Annotated in this window: 15 protein-coding genes; 4 read left to right on the top strand and 11 right to left on the bottom strand. The window is 55.0% G+C overall.

Features of this window, described 5'->3' with window-relative positions:
* Positions 1-108: 108 nt before the first annotated feature.
* Genes HS105_01420 through HS105_01410 form a run of 3 tightly spaced genes read left to right on the top strand, consistent with a single transcriptional unit; the run spans position 109 to position 3,293 of the window.
* Complete coding sequence (locus HS105_01420) at positions 109-558, top strand: OsmC family protein (protein MBE7515263.1); 450 nt, start codon at positions 109-111, stop codon at positions 556-558.
* The gene (locus tag HS105_01415) at positions 555-2,786 is read left to right on the top strand and encodes a peptidylprolyl isomerase (protein MBE7515262.1); all 2,232 of its coding nucleotides are present in this window, start codon (positions 555-557) and stop codon (positions 2,784-2,786) included. Before HS105_01420 ends, HS105_01415 begins: the two co-directional genes overlap by 4 nt.
* A gap of 12 nt (positions 2,787-2,798) precedes the next feature.
* A complete protein-coding gene (locus tag HS105_01410; protein ID MBE7515261.1) occupies positions 2,799-3,293 on the top strand; it encodes a DUF4112 domain-containing protein in 495 nt (164 codons plus the stop codon).
* Positions 3,294-3,351: 58 nt separating this feature from the next.
* Here HS105_01410 and HS105_01405 read toward each other — a convergent pair whose 3' ends face one another.
* The 6 genes from HS105_01405 to HS105_01380 form a co-directional block, all read right to left on the bottom strand.
* On the bottom strand, positions 3,352-4,587 hold the full coding sequence (locus tag HS105_01405; GenBank protein MBE7515260.1) for an OmpA family protein: 1,236 nt from the start codon (positions 4,585-4,587) through the stop codon (positions 3,352-3,354).
* Positions 4,588-4,858: 271 nt separating this feature from the next.
* Positions 4,859-5,326: a redoxin family protein gene (locus HS105_01400; GenBank protein MBE7515259.1), complete on the bottom strand. Its 468-nt coding sequence runs from the start codon at positions 5,324-5,326 to the stop codon at positions 4,859-4,861.
* Between the two features lie 78 nt (positions 5,327-5,404).
* Entirely contained in the window at positions 5,405-5,968 is a 564-nt protein-coding gene (locus tag HS105_01395) for a peroxiredoxin (GenBank protein MBE7515258.1), read from the bottom strand.
* Between the two features lie 42 nt (positions 5,969-6,010).
* Positions 6,011-6,361, bottom strand: coding sequence for a transcriptional repressor (locus HS105_01390; protein ID MBE7515257.1), 351 nt, complete (start codon positions 6,359-6,361; stop codon positions 6,011-6,013).
* 157 nt (positions 6,362-6,518) lie between these two features.
* The gene (locus HS105_01385) at positions 6,519-7,673 is read right to left on the bottom strand and encodes a VWA domain-containing protein (protein ID MBE7515256.1); all 1,155 of its coding nucleotides are present in this window, start codon (positions 7,671-7,673) and stop codon (positions 6,519-6,521) included.
* 5 nt (positions 7,674-7,678) lie between these two features.
* Positions 7,679-9,346 (bottom strand): M1 family metallopeptidase, encoded by a 1,668-nt coding sequence (locus HS105_01380; protein MBE7515255.1) that lies wholly within the window; start codon positions 9,344-9,346, stop codon positions 7,679-7,681.
* Between the two features lie 67 nt (positions 9,347-9,413).
* Between HS105_01380 and HS105_01375 the strand changes: the two genes are divergently transcribed.
* Positions 9,414-10,070, top strand: coding sequence for a peptidylprolyl isomerase (locus tag HS105_01375; protein MBE7515254.1), 657 nt, complete (start codon positions 9,414-9,416; stop codon positions 10,068-10,070).
* A 49-nt stretch (positions 10,071-10,119) separates the two neighbouring features.
* Here HS105_01375 and HS105_01370 read toward each other — a convergent pair whose 3' ends face one another.
* The 5 genes from HS105_01370 to ftcD form a co-directional block, all read right to left on the bottom strand.
* Positions 10,120-10,467, bottom strand: a complete 348-nt coding sequence (locus HS105_01370) for a hypothetical protein (protein MBE7515253.1) — start codon at positions 10,465-10,467, stop codon at positions 10,120-10,122.
* Between the two features lie 67 nt (positions 10,468-10,534).
* Positions 10,535-11,623, bottom strand: coding sequence for a TonB family protein (locus tag HS105_01365; GenBank protein ID MBE7515252.1), 1,089 nt, complete (start codon positions 11,621-11,623; stop codon positions 10,535-10,537).
* A gap of 69 nt (positions 11,624-11,692) precedes the next feature.
* Positions 11,693-13,972: an ATP-dependent Clp protease ATP-binding subunit gene (locus HS105_01360; GenBank protein ID MBE7515251.1), complete on the bottom strand. Its 2,280-nt coding sequence runs from the start codon at positions 13,970-13,972 to the stop codon at positions 11,693-11,695.
* An 82-nt stretch (positions 13,973-14,054) separates the two neighbouring features.
* Positions 14,055-16,310 (bottom strand): hypothetical protein, encoded by a 2,256-nt coding sequence (locus tag HS105_01355; protein MBE7515250.1) that lies wholly within the window; start codon positions 16,308-16,310, stop codon positions 14,055-14,057.
* 112 nt (positions 16,311-16,422) lie between these two features.
* On the bottom strand, positions 16,423-18,123 hold the full coding sequence (ftcD, locus tag HS105_01350) for a glutamate formimidoyltransferase (GenBank protein MBE7515249.1): 1,701 nt from the start codon (positions 18,121-18,123) through the stop codon (positions 16,423-16,425).

Below are 18,123 nucleotides of genomic sequence, written 5' to 3'. Positions count from 1 at the left end.
CACCGACCTGCAGATGTGTGAAGCATTTTACGTGCCAATAGTTGTTCGGCAAATGCCAAGGCCTGCTGTCGTTATGCTAAAATCGCAATATTTACGAGATCGGATTTTATGACAAATAACGACTACAAAGCCACGGTCCGCTATGCGGGTGATGAATTCTTTATCGGCACATCGCCGTCAGGTCATGCGTATGCGCTTGATACAAAAGCAGATAGACGCTCGGCACCCTCGCCGGTCGAGATGCTCTTGATATCGCTCGCGGCGTGCACGGCCGCCGACGTGATCTCGATCCTGAAGAAAAAGCGCCAAGACGTAACGGATTACAATATCGAGGTCGCCGGAACGCGTTCCGATGATCATCCGCGAAAGTTCACAAAGATGCACGTCCACCATATCGTGTACGGCCGCGGCGTTTCGCCCGATGCCGTCGAACGCTCGATCGAGCTGTCGGATACAAAATACTGCTCGGTAGCGGCAACCATTCGTCCGACGGTCGAGATAACGTCGAGCTACGAAGTGATCGACCTCTCTCAAGGAACGGCAGATCAAAATATATGAATAAGATCTTTGCGGTGATCGTCCTAATTTTTGTTCTTGGTTCGATCGCTGCAGCACAAGTGCCGCTGAAAACCGGTATTGAGATCCTCAAGGCCGAGGACGCGAGGCGTTATGATGACCGCCTCGCCGAGCTGATGCGGTCGCCAAACGCTGCTGTCCGCGCGCGAGCCGCCTTGGCGGCCGGACGGATCGGCAGTCAGAAAGCTATTCCCGCACTTACTGCGTTATTTGAGGACAAAAACAATTCAGGAGCCGTTTTGACCGCGGCTGTTTTCGCATTGGGCGAGATCGAAGCGGCTGCCGGCGGAGACAGGATTTTATTTGTTCTGCAAGCCGAGTCAGGCTCTCCGAAACGGGATAAAGAACTTCTGTCGCGGGCTGTCGAAGCCGCAGGCAAGATCGTCGCCGCAAACCCGAAGGACGAGAATCTAAGCCCGTTAAGGTCGGCGATCGTACATGTGTTGAATGACGAATTGGGGAGCGGCTCGCCTATCCGTGAAGTCGTCTTGAGCGGACTGACAGCCATTTTGCGTGCGCGGCCCGAAGGCGGAACAAAAACGGCCGCGGCTTTCCTGACAAGCGACGATGCACGCGTCAGGGCCGATGCGTTGAACACGCTTGCAAGGCTTGGGTACAAGGATGCTCTCGGCGACATACGTTCGATGCTTCGGCGGGATGCGGACCCGATCGTGCGGGCAAATGCAGCAACTGTGCTTGGCCGTGCAAAAGACACCGAAGCGTTGCCGCTTCTTATCGATGCCGCAATGAATGGCGACGATCAGCGGGTACGCGTCGCAGCCGTCCGCGCACTCGGCAGCCTCGGCGATCCGAAAGCGGCAGCAAAACTGATCGAACGCGGACAGCAGCTGTTGCTGCCGATGCACGGCGACCCGATCCTTAAGCCCGGAATAAAGGCCGATAAGCTCAAACCGGTCGTTGTTCGGCTGAACAAGAACGAACTGCTGGAGATCGCGACAGCCGTCGGCCGCCTGCTCGAAGGGGCCGATAATGCCGATGCCAAGACATTTCTGACGCGGCTCGCTGAGCGTACAGGCTATGTCGATCCTGAGACATTCATCGCTCTCGCCCGTGTTTCGCCGGAAGCGATGATAAACTTCACGCTGCCCGCAGATGCCGCCTTTCAGAATTTTCACGCGGCTTCGGCTTACGGACAGGGACTCGGCGAAATTGCGACAACAAAGGACGATATGCTTATCGCACAGGCCGGCGGCAAACTCGTCGAACTCACGGTGGGCATGGCTACAAAGGTCAAGGCAAAGGATCAGGATCGGATGTTGCGGTCGATACCCGACTTGATCGGGGCAATGGCCGCGCTCAAACCGGACAATCTGAATGAGATACTGCTGTCGCTGCTAAAGAATAGTGACCCTTTTGTAAGAGCCGCCGCCGCCGGAGCTTTGACCGAGCTTCCGTCGTCGAAAGCGAATGTCGAAGCTCTGAACTCCGCGTTCGCCTATGCCCTTATCACCGACAAACACGATAACGACGCTCAACTTGCGATACTTGATGCTCTTGCCAAGCTCGACAAGAATGCCGGTGTCGGCACGTTCAGCATCGCACTGTCGGCGCGGGATTATCTCGTCCGCAAAAAGGCCCTGGAGATACTCGATGATACAGAGCTGATAAAACGATCTCCCGGTATTGCGATGACTCTCGAGGTCGCACGCGATAAACACAAAGATCAAGTACAGCCGTACCTTTCCGCGTTCGGCACGCGGCTCGGGCAGGTTCTGAACAGCGATGCTGACTATGCGCGCGCATTGTCGCGTAAGAACGGCTCGGTCAAGGCCGTGCTGACCACGGAAAAGGGTACATTTTCGATCGTCTTCGCCGCTGAGGAAGCCTCGCTGACCGTCGATAATTTTATAAAGCTTGCACGCAGCGGTTACTTTAACGGCGTTAGAGTGCACCGTGTCGTGCCGAACTTCGTGATGCAGGACGGCGACCCTCGCGGCGATGGGAACGGCGGCCCCGGCTGGTCGATCCGATGCGAAATAAATATGCTGCCTTACGATCGCGGAGCCGTAGGCATGGCGCTGAGCGGCAAGGATACGGGCGGCTCGCAGTGGTTCGTAACACACACGCCGCAGCCGCACTTGGATGGCGGCTACACGGTTTTCGGACACGTCAGCGAGGCGGATATGAAGGTCGTCGATAATATCGCCCGCGGCGACCGCATAATCAGCGTTAAGATCGTCGGCAAATAATGGGAATTACCGATGTCTGATATCACACCGCAAGAAAAGCAGATCCGCATCGAAAAGGGCCTCGATGAACTGGCACGCTACCTTGACGGCCTTTTTCGAGTACCCGGCACCGAATGGCGTTTCGGGCTTGATGCCCTGATCGGCCTTATTCCGAACGTCGGCGATACGCTTACCTTCCTGCCCTCGGTTTACATCCTTTTCGCAGGCGTGAGATACGGTGTGCCGAAGATAACGCTGCTCAGAATGGCGATAAACGTGGGCCTTGATTACCTTGTCGGTTCGATACCGCTGATCGGCGATGCCTTCGACTTCGTATGGAAAGCCAATCAGCAGAATATGAACCTCATTCGCACACGGGCTGCGGGACACGGTGCCGGCAGCCGCAGCGACTACATATTCGTGCTCGGACTCGTCGCCCTTCTGTTCCTTATTCTGATCGCCTCACTAGCGGCAAGTGTCTATGTGATCGGCTCGATATTCTGGGAGATATTCACGCTCAACATATAAAGAAAAAGGCCGCACCGTTCGGCACAGCCTTTAACCTGACCGGCGGCTTCGCGGCCGCTTATTTCACAAAGCGTATCGCCGTCTTACGATCGGCCTTGCGCTCGTCGTCACTAGCATTCTCATCAACCGCAGCGTGTTGTTCACCGTAGCCTTCGGCATCAACTACCTGACCACCGACGCCTGCTTTGTCCAATGCTGCCTTTACGGTCTTTGCGCGGCCGTCCGAAAGCTTTAGGTTCGCCGCATCGTCACCTTTCTTGTCGGTGTAGGCGCCGATCTTGATCTTTGCCTCCGGGAAAGCCTTAAGGATCGCGACGATATTATCAAGCTGTCGCTTTGATGAATCTTCGAGCTCGGCCGATCCGAATTTGAAGGTCAGGTCGTCGAAGTTGAACCACTTGTCCTTGAGGCTCTCTTGCGTTGCATTCTTGTATTCATCAGAACCGATGAATTTTACCATCTGATCCTCGATGCCGCCGGGATGGGCCTGCAGCTTCGTCCCATCCGGGAGCACAACATCTACAAGCCCGGCAACCGCGTTCGTAGGCACGTTTACGGCAGGTTTGCTAATATTTGTATTCGGATTTGCATTCGGATTTGCATTCGTATTTGCAAGGTTGCTCGCCGGTTTCTGCGGGTTGCCGCAGAACATATAGCCAACCCCGACGACCACACCAAGAAGGATTATCGGCAGCAGCCAGCGAAGAACAGGCCCGTCATCCGCTTTCTCCGTCGGCTCGCCGACATTCCTAATCGCATCAAGGCCGCCGCCAAGCACCTCTTTGCCCTTGTGATACGCGGCACCTGTTACATCGCCGACTTTGTCCGCTGCGCTTCCTGCAACTGCTGAAGCAACAGCCGCGCCGCCGAGGACCGCTCCGCCGATCGAACTTCCCCAATCAGAAAGAAATCCGCCGACCTTTGAAAAGATGCCGTCGTCATCCGGAAGTTCTGCATCAGGCGTTAATTTATCGACAAGGCCCGGCATCATTGTCGCGATCGCTGCCGACGCTTCATCATTGCTGACACCGGCATCAGAGGCGATCGAACCGACGGCCTCGCTGCCGATGGCAGATACGACCTGCTCGGCGGTTACCGCTTCGCCGGTGCCTCCGCCGATCCAGGAATCAACGACCGAAGAGAGGCCGGCCGAACGGAACTTGTCCAGGAACGCACTAAAGCCGCCGTTGGCCGGGTCGGCGGCGTAACGTAGCAATGCCGCCAACACTGAGCCGGCTTGATCGCCGCCCAGGCCGAGCTTGCTCTTTGCTATCTCAATTATCGAATCAAACATAGAAGGATCTCCTTTTTTAGATAACGACCTATCCGCAACCGCGATGCGGACAGATCGGTCAAAACCGAAATTATTTAATTGTTAAAAGTGTCTCGAGTTTACGAGCGCAGGCCGAGGCACACATAGTGTGCCGATGTTCTTACGAACCGACCTTTGACGTATCGAACATATTATAGGTTGCAAGACAAAAAAACAAAAAAGGCTACCCGTCGCGAGCAGCCTTTTATCTGATATTCTCGTGAATTTTTCCGCGGCGCAAGGCCCGAAGGCCCTAATTCCCCGATGTTTGGCCGGGAAACATCTTCTCAAGTGCACCTTTGAGAACGCCTATTCCGAACTCGCCTGCCGCCCGCGTCTTCAGCTTGCCTTCAGCATCGAACAAATAATACACAGGCACCCAGCCTTGTTCATTTTGAAATGCATCTTTCAGCTTATGGAGGCTATCTACGGCCGTAGGTTCTGTAATGTGCTGTGCTGAGATCGATTCATTTACCGTATCAAGATCCGTATCCGCCTCATAACGCGGCATATGAACCGCCACTGTTCGAAGCCCTGCCGGCGTGTATGTTTCGATCAACTGTCTCAACTGCGGCATCTTATCCTTACAAATTCCACAGGACACCGCCCAGAAATGCACCAACACGGGTTTTCCCTTAATGTGCTCTTGTGCGTCCGTTGCCGAGCCGTTGAACCATGTGGTCGCTCCTTCGAGCTGCGGCATCGGGTCGCCGATCCTCATTGGCATAAAGTCATTCCTCCAATTTTGCGGCACGAAAATGGGCGGCATCGACCGCCCATTCCGCTACCTTTCCCAAGGTTAAGCCTTTAGGTTCTCCTCGCCCGGCTTCCAATCGGCAGCACAAAGGCCGCCGGTCTGAAGCCCTGAAAGAACGCGAAGCGTCTCATCGACCGAGCGGCCGATATTGAGACTGTGAACCGCGGAGTACTGAAGGACGCCTTCCGGATCGATGATAAAGAGGCCGCGAAGCGCGATATTCGCCTCTTCGACAAGGATATTGTACCTGGCGGCAAGCTTGCCGCCTACATCAGACGCGAGCGGATATTTCACGCCCTCGATGCCATTCTTATCGCGCGGCGTCTTGAGCCATGCACGATGCGAGTGTACCGAGTCCGTCGAGATACCGATCACTTCGGCGCCGATGCCTTCAAAATCCTCTAAGCGATCCGAAAAGTGGATAAGTTCGGTAGGACATACGAAGGTGAAGTCGAGCGGATAAAATAAAAGAATGAGCCACTTGCCCTTATAGTCCGAAAGCTTGACGTTCTCAGCCAAGGTCTCGAGATTCTTGGTCGAGGGCATATCAAAGTCCGGTGCGGGCTTTCCGACCTTTGCAAAAGTTGCTGTATTTTCTGTTGCCATGATAGTTGCTGCTGACATAGGTATTTATCTCCGTAATTAGAATTAGTTATGCGCGCATTCGGGGCATTTGCCGCGAAGTGTGAATTCTAAAGACTCCGGCTCGAAGCCGCATTGCCGACTGGCGGCTTCGATCATTTCCCCCGAAACTTTCATATCAATATCCACGAGCTTTCCGCAACCTGTACAGATAGCGTGATCGTGTCTGACGGTCGTACGGTCATAACGGCTTGCGCCGTTTCCGAACTGCAGCTCGGCGATATGGCCGGTGTCTTTGAGGAACCGTAAACTGTTGTAAACGGTCGCGAAAGAGATCGTCGGCAACTTAGCTTTTGCTTCCGAAAAAACCTCATTCGCCGTCAGGTGGTCATGAGATTCACGGATGACGCTTAGCACAACTCGACGTTGCCGCGTTAGTCCTTGTGTCTCTGTGTTCATATATTTGAACCCCCTAAGTTACTTTTAGAATAATTCTAAAGTTCGATATTGTCAAGCAGCAACTTAACAAACTAACAGATTACTCGACAGGCCTAACCGCGCGCAAGAAACCGCACTACTTGCCGGTGGCGATCAAAACGTTCCGGCGAGCCTCCACGATAAGCCCCGGTCGCTTTGAAGTCACCATTATATTGCGTTCGGCAATCCCGCGAGTCGCAACGACAGGTACCTTGGGAACGTAGGTAACCACGTAATACGAATCGATCATTCCGGCGACCAACGCAGCCTTATCCGTCATCTCATCGGGCGAAAGCGGCAGGATAAATTCACCGTTGGTGCCGGCGGCAAGCTTTCCAAGCTCGTCCTGAGCGGTGTCAAGCGCCACCCTGCGCGACTTGATAGTATCTGCAAGCTTACGATCCAGGCTGATGGAACGTGCCTTCGGGGCTGTTGCCGCATCGCGGGCACCGTTCGGCAGTTGCGCGGCGACACTGTCCGGCATTGCCTTTGGCGGCTGCGACCTTGAAGCCTGCTTTTTACGCACGTCAAGATCTGCCGTTTCCATCGCCGTGTAACTGAGGACATGTACGCTTATATCTGTCGAGGTCAACCGTCGATATGCGTCAAAACGCTCAGGCAATTGCCCGCCGCTGTCCGTTCCGTCGGTTATCAATACAAGATGGCGATTGTCCTGCGGCGTACGGGTCAGCATATCGGCGGCCGTATCGAGTGCATTTATAAATACAGACCTTCGTCCGAAATTCGTACGCTCCATTATCGCTTTCAAGGTTCGGCTCCGGTCTGTCGTCCATTCATCGACGATCTGCACTTTGTCGCTATACTGCACCACGGCGACGCGGTCGTCGGGCTGCAATGCACGGACGACCGCCGCCGCCGCATTTCGAGTCCGGTCAAGGCTCTTTGCCGAACGCATTTCGCCGCCCGTATCCAACACCAACAGCACATTTGCCGGCAAACGCCGGACGCTTGCAGGCTGATGCAGGATGTCATTCTCAGTAATGACGAGATCGTTCGTCGTTACTCCGGGAAAGAAATTTCCGTTCTCGTCGAACGCGAGTACATTGAGCTTTATCTCTTCGGTCTCGATCCGCTCATCAGGCTCAGGTGTAGGCGTCGGTGTCGGCTGTACACGCCCGCTCTGGGCATCTACCGCTATGGCCGCAGCGAAAAAGACCAACGCAAATGCCAATGCCCCGCCGTATTTCATCACATTAACTTTGATGAACCCGCAGCCGAAAAGTATGCACAAAAGGCTCAACGAACCTTTAGCACCCAATTATCAGGATCAACAACCGGCACTGATCCCGAATACTTGACCTTAGCCGAGCCGTCCGTCATTTCGACACGCTGCGTTTTGCCGTTGATGACCACATCAACCGGCATCGGGAACGGCATATTGCCGGGCGTTTCCCATCGAAGCCCAAGCGTGCAGTCTTTCGTGCAAGCGTCATCGGCCGTGATCACGAGCTTGGGCAATTTCGGCTGCCGCAGATACATTTCAAAGAGCCAGTCGAGTCTCTTTCCCGAATCCTGCTCCGCAATGGTCAGGAAATCATCAGTATTGACGAGCCGCGCCTGTCTTCCGTCGGTGATTGCGGCGCGATCCTTACTCGGATAAGCCATATGACGAAGGGCATTAAAGAAAGTTTCGTCGCCGATCAAGTATCGCAGCGTATGCAGGAAGTACGCGCCTTTTCCGTAAATATCGCCGTCGCTGGCAACGTAATCGGGAGCGGCCATATAGACCTGATACGCGATCTTCATCTCACGCGGTGCAACGGGCTGCATATTGCGGAAGCTCTTCGCACGCGACGCCATCGTCTTAATATACGCTTCTTTGCCGTGCAGATATTCCTGATAAAGCGTATCCATATAGGATTGGAAGCCCTCATGGATCCAAAAATCACGCCAATCGGTCGCGGTCACCAGATTTGCCCAGTATTCATGGCCGAATTCATGCAGGAGCAGGAAATCCGTACCGTCAGCATCATATTTGAAGTGATTGCCGTACGCGATATTGGTCGAATGCTCCATACCTAAATGCGGCGTCTCCGTGATACCGACCTTTTGTGACCGGAATGGATACGGCCCGAGATATTTCTCATAGAACGCAAGGTATTTCTTCTGCTGCTCGATCAGTCCGGTAGCCTTTGCTTCGTCCTCGGGCAGCACATAGAACATTATCGGCATTACGGTCCCATCGATCGAGGTGTATTTGTCCTCGACAAGCTTATATGGTGCGGCGTTAAAGACTATCGAGTAATTGGCTATCGGGTTGGTCATCAGCCAATCGTAGGTCGTGGTGCCGTTACTCTGCTTCGTCGTGCCGACGAGTTTGCCCGGGCCGGTGGCGATGAGCGGATCGGGCACGGTTATGGCCATCGCGACACGCGAAGCCTTGTCCGACGGATGATCCTTGCATGGGAAGATCAGATCCGCACCGTCATTCTGCACCGCAAGCGAGACCCAATCGGCACCGCTCGGCGTCTTTTCCCAAATGTAGCCTCCGACCCACGGCGGCCTCGGAGCGACGCGCGGCTTTCCGGCATAGCTGATCGACGTTGTAACCATATCGCCGGCCTGCTTTGTAAGCGGGAATGAGATCCAGATCTTGCCGTCCTCGAATTTGTACTTTGCGTCCTTGCCGTCAACGGTCAGCTTGCTGATGGTGTACGGCGTATCGAGGTCGAGCTGTATGATGTTCGTCGGCACATTTATCCGCGCTGTCATCACGGTCGTGCCGGAAACGGATTTGGCGGCCGGACGGATATCAATACTTATGTCGTATGTCTGAACGTCGAATGCCGCCTGCTCAAACCTCAACGGCCCGCCCGTTTCAGTAGGCCGAACGCCGAGATCGCGTTGTGCGTTGGCGATGATGAATGAGGAGAGGACTATGACGGCTGCTTTGAATAGTTTCATAATTTTTCCCGGCAAGCCGTGGGAAGATGCTTTACTTATCAACGGTTTAGTTCGAGAATACATCAAAATGAAAGCGATGTTAATGCGTGTATTATTCTCGATGATGTTTATTACGTTGGCCGCGGCACAAGGGTTTTCGCAGAACGCTGTTCCAAAGCCGACGCCGCAGCAAAAGACGAATGTTCGGCCCGCGGCCGAAGCTCCGGCAGAGCCTTTTGACAAGGCCGATGCTGCGACAATGGCATCGAAGTGCGTTCAACTCGACACCGAAGCAGGCCTGATCGAGATCGAGCTGTTTCCCGAAAGTGCCCCCGAATCAGTGCGTAATTTCTTGAATCTTACGGCGTTAGGGCTTTTTGACACAACGACATTCAGCCGCGTCGTGCCTGATTTTGTGATACAGGGAGGCAATCTTTGGACGCGAGATGCCGGGATCGAAAAGTACGGTAAACGAGCCAACCGAAAAGTTCCGGACGAACCGAGCAAGATCAAGCACGAGCGCGGCATCGTCTCGCTGGCCCGCAGCGATGAGCCGAACTCGGCAACGGCGAACTTCTTTATTTTGGTCGAGGCCGCCCCGCATCTTGATGGCACTTTCGCAGCGTTCGGCCGCGTAACCAAGGGCATGGATGTCGTCGATGCAATAAATAAAGCACCTGTTACCGGCGAAACACCTGACAAACCGGTAAGGATAAAAAAGGCAAGCGTCATCGAGTGTCAGTGATCGACACGAATGATCTTACTTCGAACCTAACCGGCCGTGGCTTGCCGTATCAGCCGCCGAGGTCATCCTCGATCGCCATTTGATATTCTTCTGCCATTGACGGATGGCCGTGTGCTAAAGCGGCCTTGATCCCATCCTCGTACGCCGCGCGCGCTTTTGCAGTGTCGCCCGCGCGGAAATACGCCCTGGCGAGTACGCCGTATGCATTACCCTGATCGTCCGCACTCGAAAAATACCGCTCCAACAGGCCGATGACCTTTGCATCTTCGCCAAGCTTTTCGTATTCCTTGGCAAGGCCGAACATAACCATCGTGTTCGACGGGTCAGCCGCCAGCATTTGTTCAAAAACTTCGATCCTATTCTGCATTGTGATGATATTGTACCTTACGCTGCTCATCTTTGAAGGCTTGAGGGCACTCCGACGAGATGTATCTTCGCTCACTCATTAAAATATTAGTGGAATACTAGAGAGCGATCTGCTTCTTCACGGCCTTTGCATCCTTTGGCATTGCGAATACGGAATCGGGGATCGTTCTATTGAATTCGACCGATTCGTAATTGATGCGTGAGGACTGTTTGCCGTCGGTGAAGCGATCGATAATGAACGGCACTTTTACACCGCCGATATCGACGAACTGTGCATAGCGGTCCTCTTCGGCGATCTCTTCGCCGTCCGCTGTCAGGCGTTTGTAAGATACCTTCTGCGGCAGTGCGTCATCGGCCGCGAACTCGAACTCAACAATTAGGCCGTCCTTGTAGATAAGCCGCACAACGTCGTTGCGTTTGCCGAGGCTTGCCCGCCGCCGGCCTGTGTAACGCACTTCGCCTTCACCGCGCCAATATCCGCGAAGCAGCGTGTCCAGGTTCGTCCTTATTCCGAATTTGAAGTTCGCTAATTGGACAGCGTTCTGCTGTTTTATCAGCTTCTCGTCGGCATCGAACACCCAGCCGGTATCGCCGCTGTTCGCTTGAACGGTGTGCATTCCGGCTCCTTTGAATTCCGTAAGTTCCTTATTAGGAAAGACAATGATATCGACGAATGACTGAAATGATGCGACAGTACCTTCGCGTATAAGGCTGAAACGTCCTCGGCCGATCTGCGACGTTACCTTTAGATAGCTGTCTCCGCCGAGCGCGGCTACGGCACGTTTTATGATCTCCTCCGCCTTTGCGGGATCGCCGGCTTTCTCATCCTGTTCGCGTTCGATCTCGCGCCAGCCGCCATTCCAACTGTACGTGTATTCAAGCGTTCGCGTGATGGCAACGGCTTTGCCGTCGCGTCGTTCAGGTTCGAACTTTATGCGCTGAACAGCCTTCATTGCCAGTTGATCCAGCTCATTCGTGAGGTGCTTGACAACACTGACCTCGCCGATAGTGCCGTCTTCGCGAAACTCCACCCGCAGGCCGACCGTACCCTGGACATCGAGGGTCGAATGGCGTGCGGGAAGCTCGGGGCGAGGCTGTTCAATGATCTTGAGTTTCGTTTCCTGCCCGAAGGATGCCGATACCGACACCGCCAAAAGTACTGCTAAAAATACCGCCGTTCTCATCATAAAAAAACAAAAGGCCTTGGCGTATTGCTTTCACCAAAGCCTTAGATGCCTAAAATTGTTCCCGGCGGCCTAGTTCAAGCTAAAAACTTCACCCGACCGCACTACGATCTCGCCGTCAACTGCATCGACGACGAACTTAACGGCAAGCTTCCAATCATTTGTTATGGGAAGTTTCACCTTCTGATCGATGTGCCGTTTGAGGAAGCGGGCACCGTACGACGGCGAATATCCTTTTTCGGTAAGAAGGTCGAGTGCGGCCTCGGTAACTTCTACGAATTTGCCTTGGTGCTCCATTATCTTTTGTATCTTTCGCAGATAGAGCTTTGCTATCTCGCGCACCTCGTCCATCGTAAGCGGCGAAAAGACGACGATCTCATCAATGCGGTTGCGGAACTCGGGCGTAAAGCGCTTTTCCGCCGCCTTCATCACATCGCCGTGAATTGCCTTGATATCGCCGAGCGACTTCATACCAAAGCCGAGCGGCTTCTCAAAACGCTTGAAGTTATCGCTGCCCAAATTCGATGTCATTATGACGATCGCGTCCGACAGATAGACCTTCTTGCCGCGTCCGTCGGTTATCCAACCCTCGTCAAACGCCTGCAGAAAGATGTTCATCAGATACGGCGACGCCTTCTCGACCTCGTCAAGCAGCAGCACGGTGTAAGGATCGTCGCGAAGCTGCTCGGTCAAAATGCCGCCGCGCTCAGAGCCGACGATGCCGCGAGGCATGCCGATGAGCTTTTCGATGCCTACGGTTCCGTCGCCGTATTCGCTCATATCGATGCGGATCATCTTGTGTTCATCGCCGAACATGAATTCCGCAACGGCCTTTGCAAGCTCGGTCTTACCGACGCCCGTCGGCCCGAGGAACAGCAACACGCCGTCCGGGGCATAATGATTCTCTTTGAGCGGCCCTTTATTGAGCCTGAGACGTTCGGCAACGGCGCGAACAGCATCCTTTTGCCCGATGACACGCCGCCCGAGATCGTCTTCCATCGACGAAAAGCGATCGGACGTATCGCGGTAGATCATATCCTTTGGGATATGCGACTCTTGGCTGATCACATCGATTATGTGTTCGGGACGGACGACCATCTCTGACGTTTCGCCGATCTCGACCTTGACCGATGCAGTGTCGAGCCAGCCGATGGCCTTGTCGGGAAGGTGCAAGTTGCGTATGTATTTCGGCGACATCTCAAGCGCCGTGTCGATAGCCTCCTCAGATATCGTCACCGAATAGTTGCGTTCGAGCCTCGGTTTGAGGCCCATCAATATCTGCCGGGTTTCGTCTATTGTCGGCTCTTTTACCTTTACAAGCCGAAAACGCCTCGAAAGGGCCTCGTCCTCGCCGATGAATTCCTTGTATTCCGTCAGCGTCGTTGCTCCGATGATGCGGAGTTCCCCGCGTGCGAGCGCCGACTTGAACATATTCGCCGCATCGCTTGTGGTTCCCATTGCGGCACCGGCCCCGATGATCGTGTGCGCCTCATCGATGAAGAGTATTATGTTCTCCTTTTCTTTGACCTCGTCGATGATGCCCTTGATGCGCTCCTCGAACATACCGCGGAGCATCGTGCCGGCGACCAGGCCGCCCATCTGAAGCTGGACGATATGGGCATCCTGCAATCTGGCAGGGACCTTTTCCGGTTCAAGCTCGATCAGCCGAGCCAGGCCTTCGACGACCGCCGTCTTTCCGACGCCCGGTTCACCGACAAGCATTGGTGAGTTCGAGCGCTCGCGGTGCGATAATATCTCGATCATCTGGCGTATCTCGTTCTCACGCCCGATCGTCGGCGGGATCTTGTCCTGCCGCGCAAGCTTGTTCATCGAAATGCCGAAATGCCGAAGGAAGGACGGCAGCTCGTATTTCTGCCGTACCCTTTCTTCCTCCTTTTGGCGGCTGTTGATGCGCGCGCGGGCGACGGTGGCAACCTCGTCCGATGACACGCCGAGATTTTGCAATATCTCGTTCAGCACGCTCCGGTCATCATTTGACAACACATAGAAGATATCGCTGCCGTCGATGACACGGCGGCTCTGCGAACGGGCGCGATCCATCGCGCGTTTGAACAGCTCGGTCGTCTCGGGTGCAATGCGAAAACCCGTACCCGAGTGCTGACGGCCGTTCTCAAGGCGCTTCTCGATCAGCATCTTGACCGAACGCGGATCGACCGAAAGGTCGCGCATCGTCGCCGAGAACAGGTCATCCTCCTCAAAGGCCAATGCATGCAGCACATGCTCGATCGACACGTAATTCTGATCACGTTTCTTCGATTCGCCGAGTGCCGTCTCAAGCACCCGTCGGCCACTGTCGCTGAATTTATCTTTGTATGCGTCTATGTCTGCCATAACTACAACTACCGGTCAAATCCAATGATACCATTTCGTAGTTTCGGCTTGCTAGACCTATTGCTGACCCAACTTATACTAGCTACTTCTGCGGAGCCGGCTCGTAGCTGTAGATGAAGCAGGAACTTCTGCTCCAGGCTACACAAAACTCAATATTAAAGGACGCCCCCGACCTCGGCTTGAATTCAAACGTAATCGTATCCGATGTCGTCCACGTCCCGTCCTGGGGTTGATTACGCATGAACGGGAAAATCGCGAAACTTGAGTTAGGGTACTTCCCCGACTTTAGCTTTCCTTCCAAGCTGCTCGTGACCGTGATCGAATCATTGACCGATATTCTGGCCATAGACGCCTCGTTCGCGTCTGCGGGAGTGAGGCTCGTTCCGGACATGCTAAGTTTCACCGTCGCTCCCCAAACCAGTTCATCGGGCGGAGTATCGAACGTAAACGTGCTAACGATCCCGCCTTTATGCTCGAAGCTCAGTGTTCCGGGTGAGGCCGCATTATTTGGGTTCAACTTATTTAGATTTGCAAGGTCATCGCCCATTCGGGGATATCCCTGAACGAGTTTCCAAACGGCGCCGACCTCGTACGGGTTCGGTGTTGCAGAGGAATATTTCCTTCGTATCGCTATGGAGTAATAGCGGGGTTCGGCATTCGGTAGAAGCACGTCTCCGGCGATAGAGCTTCTAGCTTCCGTGTAGCCATTGGCCGCGGCAACGGCAGTGATCGATGCTATCCCGCTAAGTTGGTCCAAAGGAAGGTTGAATTCAGCCATCCCGCTCGAATCAGTCGAGGCCGAGCCGAATTTGCCGAGGTTTACTGTCGCTCCGCTGATGGTTTTGCCCGTATCTCTATCAGAGACCTCGATTCGAAGCTTTAGGCCGGTGAGCTTTTCCTTGAGCGTGATCGTGATCTCCGGCGCCGTCACAGTCGTGCTGAAGCGCGGAACGGTTAATGGCCGTGAGGAGTCATCGTAACCCGCTTTCGTGACCTTGATCGATGAACTATCACCGACATAGCCCGGAAAGCGGACGGTCGCCCAGCCATCTTGCCCTGTTAGGACAGGATCGCCTTCGCCGGGTGTTACCACCGCGCCGTCGAGGACCACCGTCGTGCCGTCGAGACGTTGGCCGAGGACCTTGACCTTGACGGGTGAACCGCCAGGATCTATTTGCCGCTTGGCCATCGGAACAGTAACCTGCAGGTCACTCTCGGCTGCGCCCGGAGCCACTGTGAGCACACTGTTGGCCGGAAAGTAGTTGTCCCTGGTGACCTCTATGCGAAACCGCCCGGCACGATCGATCGGAATGCCCGCAACTCCGTCGCCGCCGGTCGTTCCCGAGTAAGACGAGAACCAGTCTCCGATCAAACGCACGTCGGCCTCTCCAATAGGTTTGTCGCTTTCGCTCTCTACCACCAGTACACGGACGGTCTTGATGTGCTCCTTCTTACGCATTGACAGCCCCGTCGAGAATACTCGCCCTACGCCTCTCGGTACCTCGACACGGCTGGACGCGTCATAGTAGTTGCGATGTTTGGCCGTAATGCTATAGCCGCCCGGAACCAGCAATGAACCCAGCTCAGCCTTGCCGGCCGCGTCCGTCGCACCGCTCCAAGCGTCATTCATCGAACTTACGGCGATCTCTACCCCCTGAATGGGCCGTCCCGATTCTTCATCGAGAACGGTCACGACAAAGCCTCTTGCCAGTCCTCTGTCGAGAGTCACGGTAAAGATCTCGACGCGCGGATCCCGAGTTAGATCGATCTCCTGCTCGGCAGAATCAAAATCCGGGTGCTGGATGCTGGCGGTGCATGAGTCGCTACCCTGGGTTTGGAAATAGAAACGACCCCGTCGATCCGCAAAGCCTTGGGTATCGAAATTCCCGCAGTCCAAAAAAATTTCTGCCCCGGCAATTGGCCTACTTTCTCTGTCTAACAATAGTAACGACTTTGTCGAGTTGCACTTACCGCCGGGGAGCCTGTTCTCGGGCGGGCAGTTCGTTCCCTTTGCAGCCGCCTTCGATTTCCGCCGCGCGGTCACCGTCACAGCTTCAGAGCCACGCACGAAGATCTGCGCATCGATGTCCTCGATCTGCGGAGAGCGGATCGACACATCGCAGTTGCCTTTGTAACTCGGGATCCATTGAAAAACGCCGTTGGCATCGGACACGCCTTTACGTTCTAAGTCGTCGGGGCATGTTACCGTTACCTTTGCCCCTTTTATGGGCGAGCCCTTATCATCGATAATGGTGATCCGATACTGTCCGTTCGTCGTCGTTGCGCAGACCAGTGCGCCGAGAATTACCGCGAACACGGTAAGAAGATACCTGCTCATAAACGTTCCGTCCTCCCCATGGATAATGGCAAGAAGAGTATTACCGGAACACGGAACGTATGAACACACAGAACTTTACAATTGATGCCGTATTAGGTCAAGGCCGAACTAATCACTCGTTCATCTTGCTTTCGACGATCGCCAGGATCTCTGATTCCGCTGTGACCGCACGGCGCTCTATATCGGCACCACGGGCGAGAATGTCGGCGGCATACCCGCGGTCCTTCAGGCCCGCGGCGTTGATCTTGACGTTCAGGTAAGCGCCCATGACGGCCGCGCGTGCGCACAGTGCGCCGACGCCGGCGTCTGAGACAGAATTTGGGTTGCCGTGCTCGGCCATGGCCCGGATGACCTCGAAAGAGTCCATCGTCCGCTGCATCGTGCGAAACGGCACCTCGGTCGCGAATTTGGTAGCGTCCTGGATCGCATCGGCCCGCGCGGCCTTTTCGTCGTCGGTGGTTTTGGGCAGGCCGAAGGCGGCCATTACGCGGTTGAAAGCATCGGTGTCCTCATCGACGAGCGCGAGCAGGTCGTCCTTGATCGCCTGGCCTTTGACTGCCCACTCGGAGAATTCCTCCCAACGGTCGTCCCAGCCGGCCTTATGCGCCGATAGGTTGGCGACCATCGTCGCGAGCGACGCCCCGAGCGCTCCCAAATAGGCCGAGATCGAGCCGCCGCCGGGCGCAGGGGATTCCGATGCGGTCTCGTCGGCAAAACCGCGGCAGGTCATATCAACGAGGCTGTCTTTTTTGCCTTCGGCTGCAAGCATATATTCGATTATCTTCTCGTCCGCGACGAACGGCTTGAGGTCGTCGAGGCCCATAGACTTGACCGCGATCTTTATCAACTCGGCATCAGTCACGCCGAGCGAACGTTGCTGTTTTCTTAGATAATGACGTCCGGCGTCCATGATCGCCGCCTTTGGCACGAGGCCCACGATCTCAAGTCCCGTGACGCGAAGGCCGCGTGCCCGAGCCTTTTCATCAACCTCATCAAAGGCAACGTGGAGCGGCGTCTCGCTAAGGTTGGTAATATTCATCGACACCTGCGCGATGCCGTATTCATCGATCAGCCAGCCGATCGCTTTTGTGCCCTTGAGCGTTCCCGGCAGCATCACGGTTTCACCGCGCTCGTCAGTGACGACCTTGCCGGTGATCGGGTTGCCTTCACGCTTTGGCCGTCCTTTTTCGCGAACATCGAACGCAACCGCATTCGCCCGCCGAGTCGAGGTCGTGTTCAGGTTGAAATTGACCGCCAGTAAGAAATCTCTCGCCCCGACCGCCGTCGCACCCGAGCGGGCTACACTCTCGTTAAACTCTGCCGGGCCGAAATCAGGTTTCCAATCAGGGCTGCCGATCTTCTCCTTCAGTCCCTCGTACTCACCATCGCGGCAGTTTGCCAGGTTGCGGCGTTTCTCCTCGGTCGCGGCATTCTCGTAAAGATAGATCGGAATTCCGAGTTCATCGCCGATGCGTTGGCCAAGACTGCGGGCGTAGTCGGCGACCTCGTCCATCGTCACCCCCGAAACAGGCACCAGCGGGCAAACGTCAGTCGCGCCAAAACGAGGATGATCGCCCTGATGACCGCGCATGTCGATCAATTCCTGCGCCATTTTGACAGCATGGAACGCCGCCTCGACTACAGCCTCGGGATCACCGACGAACGTGACGACGGTCCGGTTCGTCGTCGCCCCGGGATCGACGTCGAGCAGCTTTACGCCTGAAATCCTACGAATTTCATCAGTGATCCGGCGGATCACGTTCATGTCGCGGCCTTCGCTGAAATTGGGCACGCACTCGATCAGTTTCTTCAT

The organism is Chloracidobacterium sp., from assembly GCA_015075585.1.
In the GTDB taxonomy this organism is placed as follows: domain Bacteria; phylum Acidobacteriota; class Blastocatellia; order Pyrinomonadales; family Pyrinomonadaceae; genus OLB17.
Note: the sequence above shows the minus strand (reverse complement) of the source record. Positions and strands in the feature narration are given on the sequence as shown.

Excerpts from the sequence above, each read along its gene's own strand:
- HS105_01420 (MBE7515263.1), top strand. The coding sequence starts at position 109 with ATGACAAATAACGACTACAAAGCCACGGTCCGCTATGCGGGTGATGAA.
- HS105_01415 (MBE7515262.1), top strand. The coding sequence starts at position 555 with ATGAATAAGATCTTTGCGGTGATCGTCCTAATTTTTGTTCTTGGTTCG.
- HS105_01410 (MBE7515261.1), top strand. The coding sequence starts at position 2,799 with ATGTCTGATATCACACCGCAAGAAAAGCAGATCCGCATCGAAAAGGGC.
- HS105_01405 (MBE7515260.1), bottom strand. The coding sequence starts at position 4,587 with ATGTTTGATTCGATAATTGAGATAGCAAAGAGCAAGCTCGGCCTGGGC.
- HS105_01400 (MBE7515259.1), bottom strand. The coding sequence starts at position 5,326 with ATGAGGATCGGCGACCCGATGCCGCAGCTCGAAGGAGCGACCACATGG.
- HS105_01395 (MBE7515258.1), bottom strand. The coding sequence starts at position 5,968 with ATGGCAACAGAAAATACAGCAACTTTTGCAAAGGTCGGAAAGCCCGCA.
- HS105_01380 (MBE7515255.1), bottom strand. The coding sequence starts at position 9,346 with ATGAAACTATTCAAAGCAGCCGTCATAGTCCTCTCCTCATTCATCATC.
- HS105_01375 (MBE7515254.1), top strand. The coding sequence starts at position 9,414 with ATGAAAGCGATGTTAATGCGTGTATTATTCTCGATGATGTTTATTACG.
- HS105_01370 (MBE7515253.1), bottom strand. The coding sequence starts at position 10,467 with ATGAGCAGCGTAAGGTACAATATCATCACAATGCAGAATAGGATCGAA.
- HS105_01365 (MBE7515252.1), bottom strand. The coding sequence starts at position 11,623 with ATGATGAGAACGGCGGTATTTTTAGCAGTACTTTTGGCGGTGTCGGTA.
- HS105_01360 (MBE7515251.1), bottom strand. The coding sequence starts at position 13,972 with ATGGCAGACATAGACGCATACAAAGATAAATTCAGCGACAGTGGCCGA.
- HS105_01355 (MBE7515250.1), bottom strand. The coding sequence starts at position 16,310 with ATGAGCAGGTATCTTCTTACCGTGTTCGCGGTAATTCTCGGCGCACTG.
- ftcD (MBE7515249.1), bottom strand. The coding sequence starts at position 18,123 with ATGAAGAAACTGATCGAGTGCGTGCCCAATTTCAGCGAAGGCCGCGAC.